The sequence below is a fragment of the Polyangium jinanense genome, assembly GCF_028435265.1.
Classification (GTDB): domain Bacteria; phylum Myxococcota_A; class Polyangia; order Polyangiales; family Polyangiaceae; genus Polyangium; species Polyangium jinanense.
The window spans coordinates 52,388-77,107 of record NZ_JAGTJK010000010.1 but is presented as its reverse complement, the minus strand read 5'-3'; the positions used below and the strand labels follow the sequence as shown (position 1 = coordinate 77,107).

The 24,720-nt window shown below is 64.5% G+C and carries 13 protein-coding genes; 3 read left to right on the top strand and 10 right to left on the bottom strand.

The window, feature by feature from the left end; genetic code table 11:
- Positions 1-4: 4 nt before the first annotated feature.
- The 9 genes from qatD to KEG38_RS20615 form a co-directional block, all read right to left on the bottom strand.
- Entirely contained in the window at positions 5-796 is a 792-nt protein-coding gene (qatD, locus tag KEG38_RS20655) for a Qat anti-phage system TatD family nuclease QatD (RefSeq protein WP_272421451.1), read from the bottom strand.
- Between the two features lie 15 nt (positions 797-811).
- Positions 812-2,017: a Qat anti-phage system QueC-like protein QatC gene (gene qatC, locus KEG38_RS20650; RefSeq protein ID WP_272421450.1), complete on the bottom strand. Its 1,206-nt coding sequence runs from the start codon at positions 2,015-2,017 to the stop codon at positions 812-814.
- A gap of 104 nt (positions 2,018-2,121) precedes the next feature.
- On the bottom strand, positions 2,122-2,742 hold the full coding sequence (gene qatB / locus KEG38_RS20645) for a Qat anti-phage system associated protein QatB (RefSeq protein ID WP_272421449.1): 621 nt from the start codon (positions 2,740-2,742) through the stop codon (positions 2,122-2,124).
- 290 nt (positions 2,743-3,032) lie between these two features.
- A complete protein-coding gene (locus KEG38_RS20640) occupies positions 3,033-5,024 on the bottom strand; it encodes a KAP family P-loop NTPase fold protein (RefSeq protein WP_272421448.1) in 1,992 nt (663 codons plus the stop codon).
- A 22-nt stretch (positions 5,025-5,046) separates the two neighbouring features.
- Positions 5,047-5,610 carry a hypothetical protein gene (locus KEG38_RS20635; RefSeq protein WP_272421447.1) on the bottom strand — a complete coding sequence of 188 codons (564 nt, stop codon included), beginning with the start codon at positions 5,608-5,610 and terminating at the stop codon, positions 5,047-5,049.
- Between the two features lie 94 nt (positions 5,611-5,704).
- Positions 5,705-5,827, bottom strand: a complete 123-nt coding sequence (locus KEG38_RS20630) for a hypothetical protein (protein WP_272421446.1) — start codon at positions 5,825-5,827, stop codon at positions 5,705-5,707.
- 294 nt (positions 5,828-6,121) lie between these two features.
- The gene (locus KEG38_RS20625) at positions 6,122-6,520 is read right to left on the bottom strand and encodes a helix-turn-helix transcriptional regulator (RefSeq protein WP_272421445.1); all 399 of its coding nucleotides are present in this window, start codon (positions 6,518-6,520) and stop codon (positions 6,122-6,124) included.
- Between the two features lie 535 nt (positions 6,521-7,055).
- Positions 7,056-7,805 carry an RNA polymerase sigma factor gene (locus KEG38_RS20620; RefSeq protein ID WP_272421444.1) on the bottom strand — a complete coding sequence of 250 codons (750 nt, stop codon included), beginning with the start codon at positions 7,803-7,805 and terminating at the stop codon, positions 7,056-7,058.
- Between the two features lie 247 nt (positions 7,806-8,052).
- Positions 8,053-8,379 (bottom strand): hypothetical protein, encoded by a 327-nt coding sequence (locus tag KEG38_RS20615; RefSeq protein WP_272421443.1) that lies wholly within the window; start codon positions 8,377-8,379, stop codon positions 8,053-8,055.
- 543 nt (positions 8,380-8,922) lie between these two features.
- Here KEG38_RS20615 and KEG38_RS20610 point away from each other — a divergent pair.
- Positions 8,923-9,666, top strand: coding sequence for an SAP domain-containing protein (locus KEG38_RS20610; protein WP_272421442.1), 744 nt, complete (start codon positions 8,923-8,925; stop codon positions 9,664-9,666).
- Positions 9,667-9,932: 266 nt separating this feature from the next.
- On the opposite strand, the gene KEG38_RS20605 is transcribed toward KEG38_RS20610, so the two are convergent.
- Positions 9,933-10,199, bottom strand: coding sequence for a hypothetical protein (locus KEG38_RS20605; RefSeq protein ID WP_272421440.1), 267 nt, complete (start codon positions 10,197-10,199; stop codon positions 9,933-9,935).
- A 130-nt stretch (positions 10,200-10,329) separates the two neighbouring features.
- On the opposite strand from KEG38_RS20605, the gene KEG38_RS20600 reads away from it, so the two are divergent.
- Together KEG38_RS20600 and KEG38_RS20595 are read left to right on the top strand one after the other, a co-directional pair.
- Entirely contained in the window at positions 10,330-17,676 is a 7,347-nt protein-coding gene (locus KEG38_RS20600; protein ID WP_272421439.1) for a Tc toxin subunit A-related protein, read from the top strand.
- 11 nt (positions 17,677-17,687) lie between these two features.
- Entirely contained in the window at positions 17,688-24,593 is a 6,906-nt protein-coding gene (locus KEG38_RS20595; RefSeq protein ID WP_272421437.1) for a SpvB/TcaC N-terminal domain-containing protein, read from the top strand.
- The last annotated feature ends 127 nt before the right edge of the window (positions 24,594-24,720 follow it).

Below are 24,720 nucleotides of genomic sequence, written 5' to 3'. Positions count from 1 at the left end.
CACGCTACACGGTGTGGTCACCGCTAACATCGAGCGGCGGCTTCGACCGCATTCCAGTTACCTCACCGAACGTCTTGCGGATCAGCCCGGCGGCGGTCTCCGGTGAAACCCGCCACTGTCGTGCCAAGGCGTCAACAACAGTCAGAATACTGAGTGGAGACGCCTGCGTGCCGCCAGTCTTCACGAAGGGTCCGTCAGACTCGGTCAGCACGCGGTCACGAGGCATCGCCGCCACGAGCGCGCTACCGCTCTTCGACCCAACCATCGCCGCATTCACAGAAAAATAAAGACCAACACCGATCGCACGCTCTAACTCGCGCATAGTGCCGGTAAACCAGTGCAAAATAATCTTGCAGGGAAACTTCGGCCCGATAGCCGCAATAACATCGCTGGCAGCCCGGCGCGAATGCACGGTCAGCACCTTGTTGCCTGACTCCGCACAGCTCTCGAGAACGTGGCCGAAGATCCGCCTCTGTGCGGCCCGCAGCGTGGCATCAGTCGTCGTATAATCGAGCCCGACTTCTCCGACGAATTGCACGTCCGCGAGCAGGGCGGGGATTTTCGAGACTTCATGACCATGGGTCCCAACGAGCTCGGGATGGAGGCCGAGCGCTGCGTGCACATAAGCCTTCCCACGCGCGAGGCCAGCCGTATGGGCATATACGAATGGCGCGTTGGTGACGGCGATGGTATGAACGCGGGCTGCCTCAGCCTGGGCAACCAGGCGATCCGGATTCGGGAAGAGGTCGATATGGCAGTGCGCGTCGACAAGCTCAATCTGGGCTGCGTTCCTCATTGGGTGTCCATATCCCTACTGACGCGCTGAAAGAAAGCGCGCGATCTCGGCCATGCCTCTCATGTACACCGAGGCGTAGTCTCCTACCTCTCCGGGCGGCAGCGGGCCCGTACTCAAAACATCGAACACAGCGTCTGAAAGCGATGCTCTCCGCGAGCGCTGCACAGCGATCTCGAATGCGCGCAGATCCTTCCTTCTGTCGACAGAGAGCTTTACGTCAGGACGAAGCACGTCGTTGTCGTACGCTGCATCCGAGAGCGACGCTGCCGTCATCGAGGCCCTGCGAACAATGCATGGCACGCAGTAACCACAATGATTCCCCGGCTTGATCTTTCGCCAGCGTCCTTGCTCGGGATGAGAACACGACATCGAAAGTGGAGCGACAGCCCTGAGCAATTCCTGGTTTCGTGCCCCACGCAGCATCTCCCCCTTCGTCAGGAAGCGCGCGGGAAGTTCGATACTTACGCCGAGCGAGAGCGCCTGAAGCACCTCACGAAACAGCGCCATGAAGTACGGGTGAGTCGTCCGTGTGCTGCAACTCCCAAGCCGCGGACCCGTGAGCGGGACGTTCAGTGAAATGAACCCATTTTCCGAAACGATCAGTCGCCGTACAGGCTCGAACGACGTCGCCACCATTGTACCGAGCGACAAAAACAGCATCGACCTCGAACGCATGGACTGTTCGCCCTCGGACTGCTTCACCTTTCGCGGCTGAACATGAAACATGAATGGGACCACACGGCTACCATAACGCGCCTGGAGCGCCGAGAGAACGGCTTGCTGAACGGAGTTCGTGACGCCTGCCCCATAGTGCCCGGTGAGGGCAACAGAGCGTCCTGCTTCAAGGAGGTCGATCGCTCCCACCAGCGAATCGAGTCCGCCCGAGAACAGCGCGACGTCCTGCACTGCCAGCGGCTCTGCCGGAGCTCGGATAGCGGCAGTCTCCACAAGCGGACGCTCACGGAACTCGATGTTCCAAGAGTCCCCCGTCAGAAAATTCAACATCTGGATGAGAAGCTGCGTCAGGTCATCCCAGACGGAGCGTTCGACCACCGGGACATACAGCGTGATGTCCCTGGTCCACCGATCATCCGCCATTCGGCGCGGGATCTGTGTGTCCGCAGCGAACACCACGGTGGCTAGCGTCAGGAGATCCTGTGCCCGGAGGGGCGGCACGCGACCAGTAAGATCCATGATGCGCTTCAGCACGAGCTGATGCACGAGGAAGGGATCTCCAGGGCGATCGAGTGAGACGAAGACTCTCGGAGACGCATGCGCCTTCGTGAACATGTCGGTAGACCCGACGCGCGAGATGACATGCCACATCATACGGAGCCTCCGAGCACCTGATACGCTTCAGCGTACAGTTTTTCGATTACCTTCCCCCCGGCATCGCCCGCCCAATCGAGAGTGAGGACGTCGACGTCTTTCAGGTCGAGGTGCACGACGTCACGGACGTACACCTTCATGTCCCGTTCGAGACGCTCTGCCTCAGCGCCGCTCATAGACTTGTCTTCGATTCTTGATCCGAGTTCCTCCAGCCAGCAGTAGTATATGTACGTCGAAATCGATGCCTCGACCGCCTTTCTGATGTCGTCTGCGGGCATCGCTTCGAGCCTGGCAAGGCCTTCGCTTGCGATGGCGTACTTGTCGTACAACTCTTTGAGGACATCGTTCGTCGCGCGGCGCGCAACCGCCTCCTCGCGCGATGCGCCAGTGGGGGCGATGGCGTTCGAGATCGCTGCCAGGACCTGCTGGGCATCGTTACCCACCGTGGCGACAAGGCCAAAGCGCTCCAGCGTCGGCTTGATGCCGTCCGCAGCAACGCCCGCCAGAAAGCCCCCGAGCCGTGCCGTGGCTGCACGTCCGGCACGCGAGGTTTTCGCCGCTCCCGAGGAGCCTCCGCGTGCACGCACGTATGCGCGCGCCGCCGACCTGAACGACATTGGCGTGCCCCCCGAGGCAACGACCTTGCCGAGCTGCGCCTTGGCCGACGCCCAGGACCGTGCCGTGCTCGGCGCGGCTGCCATGGGGGGTGCGGGCTGTCCGTTCCTACCAGGGTCATCGACACCAGCTCCGTTCTCCTGTTCTTGGCCGTCCGATCCATTGCCGGGCTGCACGACCCCGCCGCCGCTGGCCGGTGGCGAGGCAGGATCCGGAGGCAGAGCCCAAGAGGGCAGGAGCTGTCTTGCGGCATCCGTGGGGCCGCCGTACGACTTGGAAGTACCCATATAGGTTACGACAGTTTCTTGAGACGCGCGGACGCGGCGTTCTTGAGGATGATGTTGCCACCGTGAGACCACTGCGAAAGCAGTTGCTTCGCCTGGTTTCTTCGCTCCTGGTTGTCCCCTGCTAGCGACTCCACTGCCGTGACAGCAGAGACGGGTACACCGGTATCAGGAACGCTCGACAGAAACGTGATGAACTGACCAAACAGCTCGGCGCGCGTGGCCACCCAGTCACACATGCGCGAGAACGCGGAAGCGGCATGCCCCAGGTCTTCTTCTTGGCGAACACGCTCGGCCAGAGCCTCGAGCACCGCCGCGGCGTCCGCGTCGCTCAGGTCTTTGGCCTTGTTCAGCGTATTCCTCCGGGCTGCTTCGCTCTTCTCGAAAAGTCCCAGGATCGCTTCCTGGGCCCTGGGGCTCAAGCGCTGGACGCTGCCACCGAGAGATCCGAGGATGTCTCTCGAAAAGAAGAAATACGGCCGCAGATCTTCTTGCGCGAGCTTCGGTTCGAGACGGAGCCACACGGTCGTGATCCAAGAGTCAGAGAGCCAGATCGGTGCGGGGCTCGCCTGTCCCGCGTCGTCTTCATCCGTGCTCTTGCGTGCGGGCGCCGGCCGCGGCGGCGCCCGTTTCACGTCGCCCTCTGAAGAAGACGGTTGCACGGAGCTGGGCTTCGGCTTCTCGGGAGATCTCGATTTCTCCTCAGCAGCGAGTTCGGTGGGCTTCCCACCTTGCTCTGCCTGTGCTTCCGCGAGCTTCTTGAACGATTCGGGCTTCAAGTACTCAAGAAGCATGAGCTTCGCGAGAACCCTCTTCTGGAGTTGAACATTTCGCGCTCGCGCCATCTCGAGACGCATGACGAGCGTGTTGAGGAACCTCTTGCATTGGCGCGGGTTCCCGTTCAACCCTGCTGCAAGGACCGGCGCGATCTGTTCGGCGAGCGCGAGATTCTCTGCCAGCTTGTCCGGAACCTTCCCAAGGACTTTTTGTGCGATGCCGTGGTTGAAGCGAACCTCCAGGAGCGTATGAGCTCCGTTCTCCACGACCGCAGCTTTCCGAATGGCAGTGAACTGACCCTCTTCCAGGTCGCCATTTCTCGCAAACAGAAGGTTGATGTAGGTCTCCATCTCAGGACGCCCGAGTTGCGGGACACGGATGGGGAACTGGATTAGCTTCTCCAGGTAGTCGCGGCCGACTTCCGCCCGCTCGCCCGGCAACTCCGGAAACCTGCGGCGAACCGCGTACTTCACCAAGCGCTCGTCCGCCCCGATAATGAACGCGGTCTGGGGAACGAACAAGAACAACTTGATCGCCTCAAGCGTCTCGACGATGGTCTCGGGCATGCATCGATCGAGATCATCGATCATCACGACCAACGTCTCCACTTTGGCCTCTGCGAGGAGCTTTCCGAAGTCAGCGCGGAACTCGCGAATGCCTCGTCGTGCGTCCTGCGAGGACTCGTCGTTGAGCAGCTTTCCGGCAGCTTCGAAATCGAGGCCCTTCGGTGCCATTGCCGGTGTTGCTCCGGCACCGCCCGTCGACTCCGCTGCCGTCCCTGCGGCGTGGGTAGCAGCGGCCGCGCCCCCCGCGAGACCGAGCCCGGCGAGACCTCCAGAGGCGTATGCGAACAGGCCCTTTGCCGCCAGCCCGAGTACGCGCATCCAATTGATCCGCTTGTACAGCCTCCCGAGGATCGTCTTCGCCTTGTCGGTCAGATCCTGTCTGGCAGCGAGTTCGTCGAGGATCGTCCCCATGAGCGCGGTTTTGGCATCTTCGTACCCCTCGAAGAGCCATCCGTTGAACGTGAGGACCAACACGTTCTTGTTGTTGCAGAGATCGAGCTCAACCATCTTCAGGAGGCTCGACTTACCGCTTCCCCAGTCACCGAATACTCCGATCGTAGCGGGGAGGAGTTTCTCGTCGTAGATGATGGACGTGACCGCACCGACGAGGTGAGAGTAGCCCAGCAAGTCGATGTCGGATTCGTTATCGGACCACATGGGAAGAGCCTCGGCGCATGTGTTAAGGGGCGATCGGTATCTTCGAAGAGTATGCGCTGGCCACTCGTTCAGCATCAAGAGCGTGACGGCGCCTCGTCGGCGTGGGAAGGCGCCTCGAAGTCGGTCGGGCGGCAGCGGGAGGGTGTCTCACGGGAAGCATTCTCTTGATGTGAGCCACGTGTTTCTCGATGTTCTCCCCAAGCAGATCGTCGAGCGGTGCTCCAGGCACTGTCGGATGTTTCTCCCAGACGAGTGCGTCGCCTCGAGGTACACGCTTATGACGGCTCATCGTTTTGAGAAATGGTGTCGAATCGACGAGTGTGAACCTATCAGGAAAGGCGTTGTGCAACTGTCGAACGAAGGGGGAGATCATATCCCCGTGGCGGACGCTGTAGCCGACCACGCCTGGAGCCACGCCAGATCCTGCCGCGCTGTGCTGCACGACGTTGTCGACCATCTCCTGGAACGCAGGCGTGACGCCGTAGGCGAAGGTCTTCTCGACGCCACCGTTCGCGATGAGGAAACGCGTGAGGCGGCACGTGGAGCAGGCGGCGCACAGCACAACGCGCTTCGGGGAGTTGGCCATCGATCGGATCGTCTAGGGCGTCCAAGCAGACTGTGCAACTTTGCGCCCACGGAGCGCCAACCCGCCCCCTCCTCACCAGGTCTGGCGGCGACGTCTACGCGCGTCCCTCGCCGCGGCCGCTCACCTCCATTGTGCTCACGATCCCTCCGTTGAACGACTCCAGCTGCTCGGCCGGGATCCAGTTCTCCGCGTGGATGGGCGAGCCAACGATGTGCACGTCTTACCTCGCGAGGAAGTCTGAACGCACGGCGCACGCGTAACCTGGCCTACCTCGCCCCTCGGTGGTGTTCCACCGGCTCGCGATCTGCACCGCGTACCTCTCGTTGCAGACCGGGTAGACGATGGCCCGCTTGGGCAGGCACGGCGGGAAGCGCCGGTCGGTAGCCGGTCGCCACGATGAGGTCGAGCTCGGCCTGGCCGATTCGGCCGGTGGAGCGTTGTCATGGGGATGGCGGGCGCCATGGTCGGCATCGTACAGCTTCCTCGACCACGCGACCGGGCGGTTCACCGCCTACATGCGCAGCGTCAGGTTGAACGCACCGTCCGGCCCGCCCTCGAAGAGCGGTTGCCCCCGGAGGTAGCCGTCCTTGTAGAGGTGGATCGCGGCCTCGTGCGGATCGATGTCGGCGGCATCGGGCCCGAGCCACTCGCGCAGCTCGGCCCACGTCGACGTCACCTCCCGGTTGGCGTCGGCGTGCTCGACCAACGCCAGCCACACCCGCCCCTCCGGCGAATTCAACGGGAGGTCGATCTCGAACGCTTCTGCGATCGAACGCAGGGTCTCCGGGGAGGCAGCCTTTGGGTCCCCCGCCTCCATCCTCTGGATGGTGCGCTCTGACACCTCCGCGCGCTTCGCTAGATGGCCTTGAGTCCACGAGCGCTCCTCCCTCATGCGTGCGATCCACTTCATCTCGCTGCACCTCCTCGCGTCACTTCTGGTGCGTGGGCCGGCGTGGCGCCAGCGACAAGTACACGACAAGAGCACGCCATGATGGCCGCCTGGACCATGCCCAGACCGTTCTCCCCGATGGCGCTCGACGAGCGGGCGCCCCGCACCGGGGCGCGGTCTGCGGATCACGAACCCGTAGGCCCACGCTCGTCCTGCCTCACCGATCCGCGCCGGTACCGGGCGCGCCGGGCAACCTTTTCCCCCGCTTCGGGGAAAACTCCCTCGCCTTCGTCGTGTTCGACGACCAGCGCTTCGCAGCGAAGCGCAGTCCACGGACCGCGGAGTACTGGCTCACCGAGGAGCAGACCCTCTTCGTCACGACCCAGGCTGGGACTCCGAGCACCCCCACGGGCTTCGGCACCTCTCCCGAGGCGCGCCTTGCATCGGTCACCCGGCCCCGCGCCCGGCTGACGTGCGCAGAACAATCTCCCTTCCGGGCCGACGCGGTCACGGAACCCGGAGCTATGAGAACGGGACAGGCCCGTTCCCCGCGGCATCACGCCGCGCGCCGCACCCGCCGGGACGGCTTGTGCCACGCCGGGGAGGCCACCGACTTCTTGGGCCTGCCCCTCGTCACCTTCTCCCGGATGCCGCTCTCCGGCGCCGGCTCCTCGCTCGCCTTTGCGTGCTTGAGCTGCCTGCGATGGACAGCGTCCGGCATGCCGGCGTGCTGGGCCAGGAGCTCGCCCAGCTCCTTCACCCTCCGGCAGACGGCGAACCTGGTCAGGCCGAGCTTCTCCGCGCTCTCGTCGAGGTCGTACCCGGCGGCGCGCAGCTCGATGAGCTCGCGGTCCCGCGGGGTGAGTGTCTCGAGCCACTCGTTCAAGCTGATGGCGGAGATGATCCTGCGCGTGGGGTTCGTGCTGTCCAGCTCCGCGAAGCCGAGGCTGAACGACGTGTCCTCCATGTCGTCGGCAACGTCGTCGAGGTGCAGGACCTCGAGATTGCCCTGCATGTAGTTGCGCGGGTCGAGCACATCGCGCTTGCGCTGGTAGCCCTCGCACGGGACGTAGTGCCGGCCCGGGTCGGTCGCGCGGAGCCGGCACGCGTGCACGAGGATCGCGTCGTCGAGCAGCTCGCCGCGCTCGGCGTAACGCTCGTACATCTCCCAGACCTGCGCGATGGCGTCCTGCAGGCGGTCTTCACGGATGTCCTCGGGCAGGTGCCTGGCGATCGGCTGGAAGATGCCGCGCCGGATCTTCTTCTCGAACTCCTGGCGAATGTTCTTCGGAATCGTGGTCGTCACTAGGTCCTCCATGGAGCGCGCACACGGAGGCCCTTGCCCCGTGACGCGCAGAACGCGCGCCACGCAGGCGCGGAGACGTTTCAACGATGATGAGGAGTTCTCCTCATTGTTCTTATCCCGCGGCGTGACGAATGTTTGCGGAGGACGAACTTATCGGCGTGGCGTCATTACGTTGTCGTGAAACCCGCTCAGAAAAGAACGGTCCGCTGAGCTAAAGAACGGGCAAGTAGCCCGTCCCCGCGTGGGCTCACGCGGCGTGCCGGAACGCGTCGAGGGAGACGCGGTCGCACCACGAGCAGTACTCCGCGTACCAGACCTTCCACTCCTGCACGAACTCGATGAACGCGAGCTCGCCCCGCACGAACCGGGAGCAGAGCATGTGCTGCTCGAGGATGCCCTCGTCCATGATGGAGAGCATCTGCGCTTCAATCTCCGCAGCGATCTTCGGCTCGGTGCCGGTCGATTCGAGGATGCGTCTGTAGAGGCCAATCTTGCGAAAGACGTTCACCGTCTTCTGGCAGCGCATCTTCTCCATATCGAGAACGGCATGGGCAACACGACGAAGGATATTCATGAGGATTCCCTCCATCATTCTTATCCCGAAACTGTCGCTATTTGTCCGAATGGGAACGATTACTCGCGTATCCTTCGTGGTATAGCTTGGAAGTAGAAGACCCTCCTCTGGAGGGATAACGAACAAGGCGCGCGCCCCGGCGTTCGGCGTTCGTGGGACCTCCGCCTCCGTCATGGAGACGCAGGCAGGCGGCGAGGGCCGGTGTGGCGTGGTCCTTCCACGCATCTCGCTGGGCAACCACGCGCATGGGGCACGCGGTTACCGCAACATCCGGCGCGCGCTAGGCGACGGCGCACGAAGCTCGGGCTCACTTGGCGCAGTTCGGACGATGCCCCTTGATGAACAACGGAGCGAGGAAGTAGCCTCGGGATGATGCCCACGAACGATAGGCGCCGAGCTGAAGAGCGGAGAAGTACCCTTAGGCGCGGGAGGACCACTACGCCGACATCCCCCACCGCCGAAAAGCTATTTCTGCTGAATACTTTGCCGAGAGGTCGTCTCGCCGAGCTCTCCAGGGGCACGGGCGTCAGCTACACGACCCCGTTGGAGCAGCTTGGCGCCCTCTGCGACAGCTTCGACAGCGTGCTCATGAAGCTCAAAAAGAACGAGTTGAAGAGCATGTGTGCAGCGGCCGGTCTCGGCGACGGCGGCACCAAGTTGGAGCTCGTGCTTCGTCTGAGGGGCAGTGAAGTTCATGCGACGACGCCCGAGGACGAGCTATGGCGCACAGCCGTCCACGAGGCTGGCCATATCTTGTTATACGAGCTTTACGACATCGGTTACTCGGAGGCCAGCCTCAGCCCGGAATGTGCAGATGTGGCCGGAAGCGTGACGGCTTCGATCGGCTCGAACGTGTTAAGTAATATGTCGACGGCAGCCGAATTACGGGAGTTTGCGCAACGAGTTGTGATGGCTGCAGTGGGTGGGCTCGCCGCCGAGAGGATTGTATGCCACACCGATAATGCTGGAATCCTTGCTGGCGCGCACAGCGACACTGCGCAGGCGTCTCAGATCCTGGGCGCGTTGACAATACCGTCGGAGAATCCGGAACGAGAACGCCGAGCATGGCTCCAGTGGCTACTGGCCCGTACTGCTTCGGTGATTCGATTGAATCTGGATCCCCTTGAGGCAGTAGCTCGTGAGCTCCTTCGCTGCGGTAAGCTGTCTCGTGCACAGGTGCAAGATGTCTTGGCAGGTCATCAGCTGCAAGACGGTGATTTGACACAAGAGTCTATACGATCCCTTGGGGCAGGCCGATACGAGGATAGTCCCGAGAAGCCTTTGTGATCAACACCAGCTGTTACCCTCGTTGTCACTCACGGAGCTAAAAGAACGGGACAAGAAGCCCCTTCCCGTGGGAAGCAGGCAGTAGCTCGGGAGCCAAAGGGGGCGGCGGCAAGCCGGCCCCTGGCACGCCCGCCGGTAATAACAAGAGCAATCAGGGCAACCCAACCAACCCGGTGTACTATCAGTCGCGCGGGCAGCCGGTCCCCTCCAACCTGCCCTCGGGCCCGAAGCCGCCCGGCAAGTAGACCCCCTGCTGGCTTCCAGCGTCACGCCTCGCCGTGCGTGAACACGAGCCCCCATCGCTCGCGGCTCAGCGCCATCTCCTCGCGGTTATTCGCCCGCAACACCCACTCATCGTCGTCCTCCCCGAGCATGTAGTAGGCGTCGACCCGGCCGCCGAGGCGGAAGACGACCAACTCGAACCCCGGGAGCAAGGACCAGCGGAACATCAACGGCTCTCCCTCGGCTTCTACCCACATGTGCGTACCCGCGTGCATCACGCGGCCCTCCACCGGTGTAGATGTCTTGGGCACGGGCTTCGTCCACCTTCGACGATTCCCGCGCCGCTGGCGGAGGTGACGTTTTCAGTCCGATGTGCTGCACGGAGTCGGAGCAGCCTGCGTTCGTCCGACGTTATCATCGCCACCGGAACGGGAGGTCGCGATGCAGCAGGGGCACGGGGGCGGCGAGTACATCCTCACGGGGCGGGTCGTCGACATCCAGACCGGGCAAGGGCTGCCCGATGTGCGCGTCGAGGCGTGGGACAAGGGGCGGCTCTGCAACGACTTGGTCGCGTGCGCCTTCTCCGACGCGCTCGGCATCTTCCGCATTGTTCTTGAGACCCGGCACCTGCGCGAGCTCTTCCTCGACCGCGTCCCGGTGCTGTTCTTCCGCGTCTTCGAGGGCGCCACTTGTATCACCAGCACGGAGCGCTCGGTCCTCTGGCGTGTCGATCGCCCGGAGAGCGCGGTGCGCATCGAGATCAACCGCTCGACGAGTACACGCAGCTTCACCCCGGCGCCCTTCATCGTGCGCGGTCGGGTGGTCACGGCCGCGGGGGCGCCACGCGCGGGCCTCGTCGTGCGCGCCTACAACCGGAACCTTCGAGAGGAGCAACTCCTCGGCGAGGCCACCACCAGCGACACCGGCAGCTACCGTATTGCCTACGCGGCCGACAAGCTCGCCCAGGACTTCGAGTACACCGGCACGCTGCTCGACGTGGCGCTCTTCGATCCCGGCCCCGAACGCGGGCACCGGAAGTCGGCCGCAGATCTTGTCGTGCGCGTGTACGACGCGGAGCGCGTTGTCACGGCCGAGAAGAAGCTCTGCCACGCGCCACCCACGGCCACCGTGAACCTGGTCATGGGCGGCGAGATCTACCGCGGCCCCTCGGCCTACGAGCGCCTTGTTGTTCGTCTGGCCCCTGCCATCCGCAGCGCCTCTCTGACGGACCTCACCGAGGAGGACATTCGCCACCTCGCGTGCAGCCTGCGCCTCGATCTGGACGACCTCGACGCCCTCGTCACGGCTACGCAGCTCGCACGCGCCCTCGGGATCCACCCCGCGGCCCTCTACGGGTTGTTCCGCGAAGGACTCCCCCGCGAGCGCCGCGGCTTGCTTATGACGAGGCCATCCGAGCAGCTCCAGGCGCTTCTTCTCGCGCTCGAGCATAACTTGATCCCGACTGGGCTCCGGGAGCAGGTCAACGCCATACTCGCAACGCTCCACAAGTCCGCCGTGCAGCTCGCCTTCGAGCCAGCGGACCCCGGGCTCTCCGTGGGCGATCTCCTCGCCATCGCGCTTCCCGCCCGAGATGCGCAGGAAACGCTGGTCTCGGCCTACCTCCAGTACGAAGGGCCGGTCGAGAGCTTCTGGCAGGGACTTCGCGAGCACCGGTCGTTCAAAGAAGAAGGGCTCGTCGACCGCGTGCAGCTCGCCCTGCAGCTAGCCACGCTCAGCAGTCAGCACCTGCCCCTTGTTCGTGCCCTCGACGATTGGCGTCGCAGCGGCATGTGGTCGTCGCTCGCTGATCTCGCCAAGCTCGCCGTCCCCGACTGGCTCGCCCTGCTGGAGAAGGGCATCGACGGCGCACCCATCGGCGCCCCACCCGACATGCCTGGCGCCGACGAGAAGGAGAAAAGCGCGAACTACGCGCTGCTCTTGACCGACACGCTGGCCAACACCCTCCCCACGGCCGCTCTCGCGGGGCAGCTCCAGGGTAAGGCGGATCAAGACCTCGCACTGTTCTTCTCGAAGAACCCGGACTTCGAGATCGGCAAGACCCAGGTGCGCTCCTACTTGCAGGAGAAGCCTGGTGCCCTCGACGGCCTGTCCTCCCCGAAGACCGCGACGGCAAACCTCGAGGCCCTCGAGCGCCTCTTCAAGGTTACGCCCAGCCCCAGCGAGATGAACGCGCTCTTCTCCGCGGGCATCCACTCCGCGCAGAGCATCCTGAAGCTCGGCAAGCCGGCGTTCATCAAGTCGTACAGCCAGGTGCTCGGGGGCCAAACTAAGGCCGAGACCCTCTTCCAGAAGGCTCAGCAGATCACGAGCGGCGCCCTCGCGCTCTTCGGGAAGTTTGCCTCCATCGCTCGGCCGCCTGGGCTCTACGTCCTCCCCGCTCCGGACCTCACAAGCACGGGTGACGCCGCCGCGCTCATGGACATCTTTGGCCCGCAGTATCTCGCCTGCGAGCACTGCGCGTCGATCTACGGCCCGGCCGCCTACCTCGTCGACGTCCTCGACTTCCTGGGCCGCTACTCGGCCACGCAGAAGAAGCCTGGCGACCCCAACACGGCCCGTGATGTTCTTTTGTCCCGCCGCCCGGATATCGCACGCATCGAGCTCTCCTGCGCGAACACCCTGACCGAGGTGCCGTGCGTGGAGCTCGCCGACGAGATTCTCGAGTTCCGCCTCGCCCACGCGGTTGACCCGTCGGTTGTCCTCGACGCGCACATCAAGACCGTGGGCACGGCGGAGGAGCTCGCGCTCTCGCCCCAGCCCATCCACGGCAAGGCGCGCTTCACGGCCTACAAGGCGCTCGCGCAGGGGAAGTTCCCCCCGGCGCCGCCGTTCAACGTCTGGGCCGAGGAGACGGGCATCCTGCTCGCGCACTTCGGCACCTCGCGCGCCGAGCTCGTCGACGTCTTCTCCCAGGCCCCGGCCACGCCGGCGCCGCCGGCCCCCGGCCTGCTCGATGCGTTCTCGGCGCTGCTCGAGGAGACCGAGGCGGACGCGTCCGCGTTCTTCTCGGCCGTCGCCGAGCGCGCTGGGCTGCCCGCTGCGGACCTGGATGTCCTCGTCAGCAAGCTCGGCCTCGTCTTCCCCTCGAGCTTCGAGAACGAGGCTGCGGTCGGCCGTCTCTGGAATGCGATCCAAGTCGTGAAGGGACTCGGCGTGTCCGCGACGCGGGCCATCTCCTGGGCCACCACAACGGCTCCGATCGAGAGCGCCAACCCCGCCGTGCTCACCGCCCCGGCTCTTGCCGATGATGTCCGCCTGGCCGTGAAGGCGAAGTACACGGACGAAGCCTGGCCCGACATCGGGCGGGTTCTTCGCGATGATCTGCGCGAACTACAACGAAAGGCGCTGGTCTCTGCCGCGCTCGCGCCGGGCAAGTACGACTCCACGAACGACCTCTTCGCAGAGCTGCTCGTCGACGTGGAGATGAGCCCGAAGCCGACGACGTCGCGCATCCAGCAAGCGATCAGCTCGGTGCAGCTCTTCGTCCAGCGCTGCTCCATGGGCCTGGAGTCCGCGGTCACGTCCCTCGACGACGAGGCCGCCGCGCAATGGTCCTGGATGAAGAACTACCGGGTCTGGGAGGCCAATCGAAAGATGTTCTTCCACCCGGAGAACTGGATCGAGCCTGAGCTGCGCGACGACAAGACGCCCTTTTTCAAGGAGCTCGAGAGCGAGCTACTCCAGGGGGACATCACCGACGTCCGTGCCGAGGGGGCATTCCGCAAGTACCTCCAGAAGCTTCACGATGTGGCTCACCTCGATATCGTCGGCGTGTGCGAGGAGGGTCAGAAGACCGGAAGCTCATCAATCACGATCCTGCACGTCATCGGCCGGACGCACACCTCGCCGCGCGTGTACTACTATCGGCAGCGCGTCGACCAGTTGTGGTCGCCCTGGGAGAAGCTCGACCTCGATATCCAGAGCGAGCACGCCCTGCTCGCCGTCTACAATCGCCGGCTGTACTTGTTCTGGGCGCTGCTCGAGGAGGCGGAGGACACCGGGCAAGATGCGGCACCTGCGCCGAAGGGTGGCAAGCCCGCGGGTAACAAGAACAAGTACGAGCTCGACGAGCACGGTAAACCCAAGCAGGACATCGACCCCGACATCGACGAGCCGCACAAGTCTCCGGGCCCCAAGGCGCCCGCCATCAAGAAGAAGCCGATGCGGCTCAAGATGGCCTGGAGCGAGTACCAGAACGGCCGTTGGTCACCCAGGAAAACAGGCCCGGAAGAACCTCTCCGCCTCGATCTGCCCGAGGGCGACTCGGCTGCGCTGACGTTCTGGAGCACGTACAAGAACGGCCAGCTCGCCATCCTCTGCGCGGTAAAAGAATTGGCCCCGCCGGATCGAGCGAGCCGGGTGTACGAGCTCGTGCTGGGCTGCGACGGACGCCTGACTGCTGGATCAGCGTCGAATCCATGTCCCACGGGCGCGCCGTACGGCACGCACCTCGCGGGAACGGAGTTCATCAAGGACAAGGACACCGCCGGCCTCTGGCTGCGCGGCTTCGTCCTCACCGACAAGGACGTGAAGGTCCTCGGGGCGACGCCGAGCGCGTACCGGCTCGGCTGCGCTCAACGCGGACCGACGCTCTGGACCATGCTTCACGGCGGATTCCCGCACCCGTCGTTCTTCTACAAGGACGACAGCAGGACCTTCCTCGTCAGGATCGAGCACCAGGCTCAAGCGCCCAAGCGCGCGGTGGCGGGAGAGGCGTCCCCCATGAAGCCGTGGGGACAAGTGCTGCCCGGACTCCCGCCCGCTCAGGCCGAAGGGCCATTCTACATCCCCAATATCTCGATTGAGACCGACCCGCGCCAGGTCCGAATCGAGACGTTCTACCACCCGCACGCCTGCGGCATGCTCGAGGCCCTCGACGGCGACGGCCTCGACGGTCTCTTCCGCTGGCCGGCGGACGGCTCTGCCCTCCAGCTCCGGAGCGACGTCTACTTCCAGGAGACCTACAAGCCGGCGCTCTCCGTGGTGAAGAAGCCGTATCCGGTCGATGATATCGACTTCTCACTGGCGGGTGCCTACAGCCAATATAATTGGGAGGTCTTCTTTCACGCGCCCTTCCTCATTGCCTGCATGCTCATGAAGAACCACAGGCACGAGGAGGCCCAGCACTGGTTCCACCGCATCTTCGACCCGACCCCAGGCACTGGCGGCCCCGAGCGGTTCTGGAAGGTGAAACCGCTCCGCGAGAAGGCCGACCCGAAGGCGCTCGCGGCCGAGCTCGCCGCGCTCGCGGCGGGAGATGAAGAAGCCCTCGGGGAGCTCGCGGCGCAGATCAAAGCCTGGCGCGAAGAGCCCTTCAACCCGCACCTCATCGCACGCATGCGGCCGATCGCGTACCAGCGGGCCGTTGTGATGAAGTACATCGACAACTTGATCGCCTGGGGCGATTACTTGTTCTCCCAGGACACGCGCGAGGCCATCAACGAGGCGACGGGGCTCTACATCCTCGCCGCGGACATCCTCGGCCCGAAGCCCGATCTGAACAAGCAGCCCGAGGCTGCTCCGAAGACATACGCAGAGCTTCTTGCCTCCGCCCCGCTCGCCGACCTCGAGAACCTCGTGCCCGAGCTGAAAGGCGCCTGGGATGTTCCCCTCATCGACACGGCCCACTTCGCGATCCCGCCGAACGACAAGCTCCTCGGGTACTGGGATCTCGTCGCAGACCGGCTCTTCAAGGTCAGGCACGGGCTCAACATCGAGGGCCAGGCACGGCCGCTCCCGCTCTTGGCGCCGCCGATCGATCCGGCGCTGCTGGTGAAGGCGGCGGCGATGGGCGTCGATTGGACGGACGTCAGCGAGGTCGTGCCGATGCCCCACTACCGCTTCGGGGTTCTGCACGCAAAGGCGATGGAGTTCTGCGGCGGCGTGATCGCCCTGGGCGCGGCCCTGCTCTCCGCGCTCGAGAAGAAGGACGCGGAGAAGCTGACCCTGCTGCGGGCGACGCACGAGGCGGCGGTACTCACCGCTACCCGCGAGGTGAAGAAGCGGCAGATTGACGAGGCGAAGCAGACGCTCGCGGGCCTGAAGAAGACTCGTGAGGCTGCCGCGATCCGATACCAGCACTACAAGGGCCTGCCGTTGATGAACTCCTACGAGGAGCAGGCGATGATGCTGTCAGGCGCCGCCGCCATCACCCAGGCCCTCATTCAGGCCACGCACACCGAGTCGGCAGGGGCCTACCTTCTTCCGACTGCAATCACGGGAGGCGCTGGTGTCGCCAGCCCGGCGGCATTGGTCGTGTACGGCGGCGAGAACGCGGCGAAGTCCGGCGAGTCGTTCGGCAATGCCCTCGGCGTTATGATGTCGTTGATGCGGGACGGCGCCGCGATGAGCGCGACCATGGGCTACTACACCCGCCGCGCCGAGGACTGGAAGCTCCAGGAGAAGATCGCCGCCAAGGAGATCGAGCAGCTCGACAAGCAGATCTTGGCCGCGGAGATCCGGCTCGCGCTCGTGGAGAAGGACCTCGAGAACCACGACCTCATCGTGGAGAACGCCAAGGTCGTCGAGGCCACGATGCGCGACAAGTTCACGAACGAGGCGCTCTATTCCTGGACGGTGAACGAGATTTCGACGGTGTACTTCGACGCCTACAAGCTCGCCCTCGGCATGGCCAGGCGGGCCGCGAAGGCGTTCAACCACGAACTCGCGCAGGATCCGCCGGACGTCTCGCTCACGCACTGGGACAATACGAGAAACGGCCTGCTCGCAGGGGAGAAGCTGTTGCAGCAGCTCCGCCAGATGGAGGCCGCGTACCTCGACAAGAACAAGCGTGAGTACGAGATCACGAAGCACATCTCCCTCGCGCAGCTCGCCCCGCAGAAGCTCTTGGAACTGAAGCAGAAGGGCGTCTGCGAGTTCGATGTGCCCGAGCTCGAGTTCGACCTCGACTTCCCGGGTCACTACCTGCGCCGGATCAAGACCGTCAGCCTCTCCGTCCCCTGCGTGACGGATGCCTACGGCACGCTCAATGCCACGCTCACGCTCGTAAAGAGCCGGGTCCGGAAGAGCGCCGAGCTCACGGGGGGCTACGCCGAGAAGGTGAATGACGGTCGATTCTCCACGCCCTACGTCGCCCCTATCTCGCTTGCCATCAGCGGCGCGCAGAACGACGCGGGCGTCTTCGAGCTGTCTCTGCGCGACGAGCGGTACTTGCCTTTCGAGGGCGCTGGTGCCATCGGCACCTGGAAGATTGAGCTCTCTGCCAACAACACCGACCTCGACGCCGTGAGCGACGTTGTTCTCCACGTCCGCTACACGGCAATCGACGGCGGAGACTCATTGAAAACCGAAGCACAGAAGAACACTGCGCTGCTCCTCTCGGGCCTGCGCTTGTTCTCGGTGAAGGACGAGTTCCCGACGGAGTGGCGGCACTTCTTCAAGGCGGATGCCGGCGCGGCACAGACGCTGGTACTGCCGCTCGAGAAGAGCGTGTTCCCGAGGCCCCGCAACGGAGGCGCCCCGAAGATCAACGCCGTGCGGATATTCGCCGCCTGGAAAGACCCCACGGTCTACTTCGCGGGCACGCCTCTCGCGGTGAGCGTCGCGCCGCCCTCGGCTGCTTCCATGCAGACCACGCTCGTGAAGGGCCCCGGCGCGCTCGACAGCCTCGCCGTGAGCCCCACGCTGACGCCTGCCGCTGGAACATCCTGGCCTGCCGGTTCGTGGACACTCACGGCCGCGGGCCCCCTGGGCGACGGCCTCGACAACATCTGGGTCCTCTGCGACTTCACGCGGCAGGGGGCCTGATCATGGAGGGCGTGCCGAAGCGGTCCTCGGTCATCCCCAGGCCGACGGTGAAGGCGCCCAACCCCTCGCTACCCAAGGGCGGCGGTGCGGTGCGCGGGCTCGGGGAGAAGTTCAGCGCGAACCTCGCCATGGGCACGGGCACGTTCAACGTCCCGATCGCGACGACGCCCTGCAGGGGCATCACACCCGAGCTCGCGCTCACCTACGACTCGGGGACCGGGAACGGCCCCTTCGGCGTCGGCTGGCACCTCTCAGTCCCGTCGATCACCCGCAAGACGGACAAGGGCCTGCCCGAATACACCGATCATTGGGACACGGACACCTTCATCCTCTCCGGCGCCGAGGACCTTGTTCCGGTGCTCGGTCCGGATGGGAAGAAGCTGATCACCACCGAGCAGGGCCGGAGAATCCAGCGCTACCAGCCTCGCGTCGAGGGGGCCTTCGCCCGCGTCGAGCGCATCACCGAGGCGGGCGCCCATTACTGGCAGGTGACGACGAAGGACAACATTCGGCACATCTACGGCAAGTCGAAGACGGCCCGGGTTGCCGATGCATTGTACCCAGACCGGATCTTCACCTGGCTCCTCGAGCGCACGGAGGACGCGCGGGGAAACATCATTCAGTACGAATACAAGGCCGAAGACCTGGCAAACGTGCCGAAGTCTCTCCACGAGAAGCACCGGCACGAGGATCCCAAGCTCTTCTCGAACAGCTACTTGAAGCGCATTCGGTACGGGAACAAGAAGCCCGGCGAGGCCGACGACTTCTACTTCCAGGTCGTCTTCGACTACGGCGAGCACGACGCCGAGGCCCCGACGCCGGACGAGGTGAAGCCGTGGCCCTGCCGGAAAGACCCGTTCTCGAGCTACAGGGCCACCTTCGAGATCCGCACCTACCGCCTCTGCCGGCGCGTTCTGGTCTTCCACCACATCCCCGAGCTCGGCGCGGAGCCGGTGCTCGTGCGCTCGACGGACTTCACCTATACCGAGGCGCCGACCCTCTCGCAGCTCGTCGCGGTCACGCAGTCGGGGTACATCCAGAAGAACGGCGGCTACACGAAGAAGTCGCTGCCGCCGCTCGAGCTCGGCTACTCCCTGCCCGAACTCCATACCGAGGTACATACCGTCGACCCGGAGTACACCGCGGACCTCGGCAACGTCGACGGCAAGCGGGCTCGGTGGGTTGACCTCGAAGGCGAGGGACTGCCCGGTATTCTTGTCCAGCACGGCGAGGGCTTGTTCTACAAGCAGAACCTCGGCGAGGCCGAGCTCGCGCCGGCCAGGCAGCTCATGCGCCGTCCAAATGCCCTTGCACCCACCATGGGCCGCACGGAGCTTCTGGATCTCGAGCACGAGGGCCGCCCGAGCCTCGTGTTCTTCAACCGGACCGGCTCAGGGATTCACGAGCGCACCGAGGATGGCGAATGGGGCCCATTCATGCCCTTCTCCTCGCACCCGAACATCCCCTGGAACGACCCGGGCGTGCGCTTCATCGACATCACCGGCGACGGCCAGCAGGACATCATCTTCACGAGCGGGCACGTGCACATCTGGTTTCCCTCGCTCGGCAAGAAGGGCTGGGGGCCACCGCGGAATCTGCCGATGGTCTTCGACGAGGATCTGGCGCCGACGGAGGTGTACCGGGACAATCGAGGTATTGTCTTCGTCGCGGACATGACCGGCGACGGCATGCCCGACATCGTGCGGATCAAGAACGGCAGCATCTGCTACTGGCCAAACCGTGGGCTCGGGCGGCTGGGGCCCAAGGTGGAGATGAGCAACGCGCCGCGGTTCGATGACCCGCTCCGCTTCGATCCTCGGCGCATCCGGCTCGCGGACATCGACGGCTCGGGCACGACGGACATTCTCTACATCGGCGCGGACGGGATCCAGATCGCCTTCAACCAGGCGGGCAATGGCTGGAGCAAGGTCGAGAAGCTGCCGGGGTTCCCCACGGCAGACCTCGGGTCGCCGATCTCGGTGCTCGACTTCCTGGGCACGGGGACGGCCTGCATCGTATGGTCTTCGCCCTGGAAGGGCGTGGCGCAGCCGCCGATGCGTTTCATCGACCTCTTGGGCTCGAAGAAGCCGTACTTGCTCACCTCGACGAAGAACAACCTCGGGGCGGAGACGAAGCTCGAGTACGCGCCCTCGACGAAGTTCTACTTGGAGGACTTGAAGAACGGGACGCCCTGGGTCACGCGACTGCCTTTTCCGGTGCATGTGCTCGCCCGCGTGGAGACCCACGACGCCGTGAGCGGCACGAGGTTCGTCAGTACATACAATTACCACAACGGCTACTACGACGGCGCGGAGAAGGAGTTCAGGGGGTTCGGCATTGTAGAACAATGGGATGCTGAATCATTTTCCGAGAACGAGTTCCACCTCCCGCCGGTCCTGACGAAGACCTGGTTCCACACGGGCGCCTTCTTCGAGAAGGACAAGATCGAGAAGCAGTTCGCGAGGGAGTACTACGCGCTCGACGCCCAGGCGCCTGGACTTCCCGAAGCTGTTTTTCCCCAAGGCATGAGCCCGAGGGAGGCACGGGAGGCGGCGCGGGCCCTCAAGGGGCAGATGTTGCGGCAGGAGATCTACGGGCTCGACGGCTCACCGCAGCAAGAGCACCCGTACCTCGTCACCTCGGCCAGCCACGAGATCCGCAAGCTGCAACCGGCCACGGACAAGGCGCACGCGGTCTTCTTCCCGTACGTCCGGGAGAAGCACGAGGCCCACTACGAGCGGAATCCAAAGGATACGCGCATCGTCCACACCTTGGCGCTCGAGGTGGACACGTTCGGGCACGTGACGCGCTCGGTGACAGTGGCCTACGCCCGCCGGAACATGGAGCTGCCCGAGCAGGGCCTGCTCGCGACGATCACCGAGGCCACGGTGGCGAATGAGCCCAGCGCGCCGGACTTCTACCGGCTCGGGGTGCCCGTCGAGACCCGGACGTACGAGCTCACGGGCCTGCCGAAGGCGCAGAGCGCGTGCCTGCCCTTCGCCAGCGTCCTCGCCTCGGTGAACAACGCGACGCCCATCCCCTACGAGGCCACCCCCGATGGCAGCCTCCAGAAGCGCCTCGTCGAGCACGTGAGGCACCTCTACTGGGACAGCTCAACCCTGGCCGGCCCGCTGCCTCTCGGAGCCGTGGACGGGCTCGCGTTGCCCTACGAGACCTACGCGCTCGCCTTCACGCCGGGGCTGCTGGCCGGGGCGTACGGCTCGCGAGTCACGCCGCAGCTCCTCGCCGAGGGCGGGTACGTCGAGCAAGACGGCTTGTTCTGGATCCGGAGTGGACGGGAGACCTTTGATCCGACCAGGTTCTACTTGCCCATCGAGGTCAGAGACCCCCTGGGACAAACCACGAAGATCGGCTACGACAGCCACAACCTGCTCGTGGTCTCGGTCGTTGATCCTCTCGGCAACGAGATCACGGCGGAGAACGACTACCGCACGATGTCCCTGGTCCTGGTCACCGACCCGAACAAGAACCGCACCGCGGTAGAGCTCGACGAGCTCGGGCTGGTCGTGGCCACGGCGGTCATGGGCAAGGTCGGCGCGGGCGAAGGGGACACGCTCGCGGAGCCGACCTCTACGTTCGAGTACGACCTCGAGCGCTGGTGGAAGGACAAGAAGCCGAACGTCGTCCACGCCGCGGCGCGCGAGCGGCACGGGGATCCCGCCACGCCCTGGCAGCACAGCTACACGTACCTCGACGGGCTCGGGCGCGAGGTCATGAAGAAGGTCCGTGCCGAGGCCGGGCCCGCGCCGAAGCGGGACCAGAACGGCATCCTGGTCAAGGATGCGCAGGGGCAGCTCGTCCTCGAGAACGCGACCGTCCGCTGGGTGGGGACGGGACGCACCGTGTTCGACAACAAGGGCAACGCGGTCAAGAAGTACGAGCCCTTCTTCAGCGCGACGCACGAGTACGAGGACGAGAAGGAGCTCGTCGAGTGGGGCGTGACGCCCATCCTCCGGTACGACCCCCTCGGGCGACTTGTCAGGACCGACCTGCCAAACGGCACGTTCTGCCGCGTGGAGTTCACGCCCTGGAAGCAGACGAGCTGGGACGAGAACGACACGGTACTGGAGAGCGCGTGGTACGCGGCCCGGCAGGCTGGCACCTCGCCCTCACCGTCGGCCCAGGAGCAGCGCGCCGCGCAGCTTGCCGCCAAGCACGCCGGCACCCCCGCGGCGCTTCTCCTGGATGTCCTGGGCCGGCCGGTGGTGAAGGTCGAGGACAACGGGGCAGCGGGGAAGTACACGACCGCGACGACGCTCGACATCGAGGGCAATCCGCTGGCTATCAAGGATGCCCGAGAGAACATCCCCATGAAGCGCGTGTTCGATGTGCTCGGACGAGCGCTCTGGCAGAACAGTATCGACGCGGGCGAGCGGTGGACCTTCTTCAACGTACTCGGCAACCCGATCCGGAGCTGGGACAGCCGTGGGCACGTCGCCCGCTCGGTCTACGATGCTCTTCACCGGCGCACGGAGCTCTGGGTGCAGAAGGACGCGGGCGCGGAGATCCTGGCGGAGAAGACGAGCTACGGCGAAGGGCAGCCGAACGCGCAGGCCGTGAACCTGCGCGGGAAGGTGTATCAGGTCAGGGACGGCGCCGGCCTTGTCACGCACGTGGCGTACGACTTCAAGGGCAACGCGCTCGAGGTGCACAGGCAACTCGCCAAGAACTACAAGGGCGACATCGACTGGTCTGCGTCGCCGCTGCTCGAGGCGGAGACGTTCCTCCAGAAGACGCAATACGACGCGCTCAACAGGCCGACGAGCCTCACCACGCCGGACCAGAGCGAGACCAGGCCAAAGTACAACGAAGCCGGCCTGCTCGAGCAGGTAGAAGTGCGGCTGCGCGGGTCTGCCACCTGGACGACGTTCGTCGACGATATCGATTACGACGCGAAGGGGCAGCGGGAGAAGATCGTCTACGGGAACGGCGTCTACACCGAGTACAGCTACGACCCGCTCACGTTCCGGTTGACGCGGATCAAGACGACCAGGCCCTCGGACGGGGCACTTTTACAAGATCTTCGCTACACCTACGACCCCGTCGGCAATATCGTCGAGATCGCGGATCTCGCGCAGAAGACGGTCTTGAACAACGGCCCCGTCGAGCCGGTCTGGAGGTACGAGTACGACGCCTTGTACAGGCTGATCGAGGCGACTGGCCGCGAGCATGCGGGGCAGAACGCGGACATCCAGCAGGACGAGGGCGGCTTCCCCCTGCTCAATGTGCCGCACCCGAACGACCCGCAGGCGCTCCGGAACTACACCGAGCGCTACAAGTACGACGCAGTTGGGAACATCGAGAAGATGATCCACGAGGTCGTGGGCCTCTCGGGGAGCTGGACACGCTGCTACGACGTCGCGCAGGAGAACAATCGGCTACTCCGCACGAGCCTACCCGGCGATGCGGACGGGGACTTCTCGGCGAAGTACGGCCACGACGCCCACGGCAACATGACGTCGATGCCCCACCTGCCGAGCATCGGGTGGGACTTCAAGGACCAGAAGCGCGAGGTCGACAAGGGCGGCGGCGGCAAGGTGTACTTCACGTACGACGCTGCGGGGCAGCGCGTCCGGAAGGTCTGGGAGCACAACGGGATCGTCGAGGAGCGGATCTATCTCGGGGGCTTCGAGATCTACCGGAGGCGCGACGCGGGCTCCCTGGTCCTCGAGCGCGAGACGCTCCATGTGATGGATGGGGCTCAGCGCATCGCCCTCACCGAGACGAAGACCGTAGATGCTTCGGAGCCGAACCTCATCGTGGCGCCGCGCGTGCGCTATCAGCTCGGCAACCACCTCGGCTCGGCCGCGCTCGAGCTCGACAAGGCCGGCCTGGTGATCTCCTACGAGGAGCACCACCCGTACGGGACGACAGCATTCCACGCGGCGGCGAGCGGCGTGGAGGTGAGCACAAAGCGGTATCGGTATACGGGCAAGGAGCGGGACGAGGAGACGGGCCTCTACTACCACGGGGCGAGGTACTACGCGCCATGGCTTGGGCGGTGGACGAGCGCGGATCCGGCGGGGATGGTGGATGGGCCGAATCTGTATGCGTATGGCCGAAATAACCCCATCCGCTTTGTTGATCCGGATGGGCGCCAGGCGCTTGTCAAGCAGACAATGGTACGTCCTCCTCGGACGCCCGCTGATGTGCAGGCGGAGCATCGGGCGCAGCAGATGGCGCGGTCATCTCCCCCGCCGCCTCCATCCCCACCAGAGCCAGAATCACCGCCCACGGTGACGCCACAACCGAGGCCGGCGCCAGAGAGAAAGCCCGTTACCGAATTGAAAGTAAGCGAGAAGCTTGTCGACTGGGTCAAAAACCAAGAGCAATGGCACGATAACCCTATCGCGTTGCACGCCACCGTGGCGTGGGGGCACAAAATATCGACAGAGCGCGATTTGGAGCGGCTGGAGAAAATCTACGGAAAGGGGGCGACGATCAAGAAAGGCGACCCACGTGCGGAGGTAATGCTTCGTTCGGACCTGAATGCCCAGCTCACAGTGCTGGCTCGTATGCTCAAGGTGCCGCTAGCGCAACACGAGGCAGATGCGCTCGCCAGTCTTGCGTTTAACGGGGCCCTGTTCCGGAGCAAGGTCATCATCGAGAAGCTCAATGCGGATGCGAGTCGTGTAGAGATCGCGGAGCAGATGTTTGGCAATATCGCGACATCCGAGGGGCCGGGCGGCGTGGAGACTGGTCAGAAGGCCACGGTATCCCGGGGATTGATTGTACGGCGAATCGGGGAGATTCGGATGTTTCTCGAAGCAGTGTACGAGGGACGAAACAGGGAGTTGGACGATTTGGCGCGGGACATCGCGAAAGACTACAACCAAGGCGTGCGCAAGGGTTTCATCGAACGCATCACCGCGCGGAAGCAGTCGGTACCCCGATGACGTCGGCACAACTGCGTCCATGGTTTATAGCGCCGTTTGCGTGCACGGCCTTTACTCTGCTTGCCTGCAACGCACGACTATGCGGTAGCGTCGGGCCTCCCGGCAGCACAACTCCGCCGTCGCCAAC

Excerpts from the sequence above, each read along its gene's own strand:
- KEG38_RS20625 (WP_272421445.1), bottom strand. The coding sequence starts at position 6,520 with ATGAAGTGGATCGCACGCATGAGGGAGGAGCGCTCGTGGACTCAAGGC.
- KEG38_RS20615 (WP_272421443.1), bottom strand. The coding sequence starts at position 8,379 with ATGAATATCCTTCGTCGTGTTGCCCATGCCGTTCTCGATATGGAGAAG.
- KEG38_RS20600 (WP_272421439.1), top strand. The coding sequence starts at position 10,330 with ATGCAGCAGGGGCACGGGGGCGGCGAGTACATCCTCACGGGGCGGGTC.
- KEG38_RS20640 (WP_272421448.1), bottom strand. The coding sequence starts at position 5,024 with ATGTGGTCCGATAACGAATCCGACATCGACTTGCTGGGCTACTCTCAC.
- qatB (WP_272421449.1), bottom strand. The coding sequence starts at position 2,742 with ATGTCGTTCAGGTCGGCGGCGCGCGCATACGTGCGTGCACGCGGAGGC.
- qatD (WP_272421451.1), bottom strand. The coding sequence starts at position 796 with ATGAGGAACGCAGCCCAGATTGAGCTTGTCGACGCGCACTGCCATATC.
- KEG38_RS20635 (WP_272421447.1), bottom strand. The coding sequence starts at position 5,610 with ATGGCCAACTCCCCGAAGCGCGTTGTGCTGTGCGCCGCCTGCTCCACG.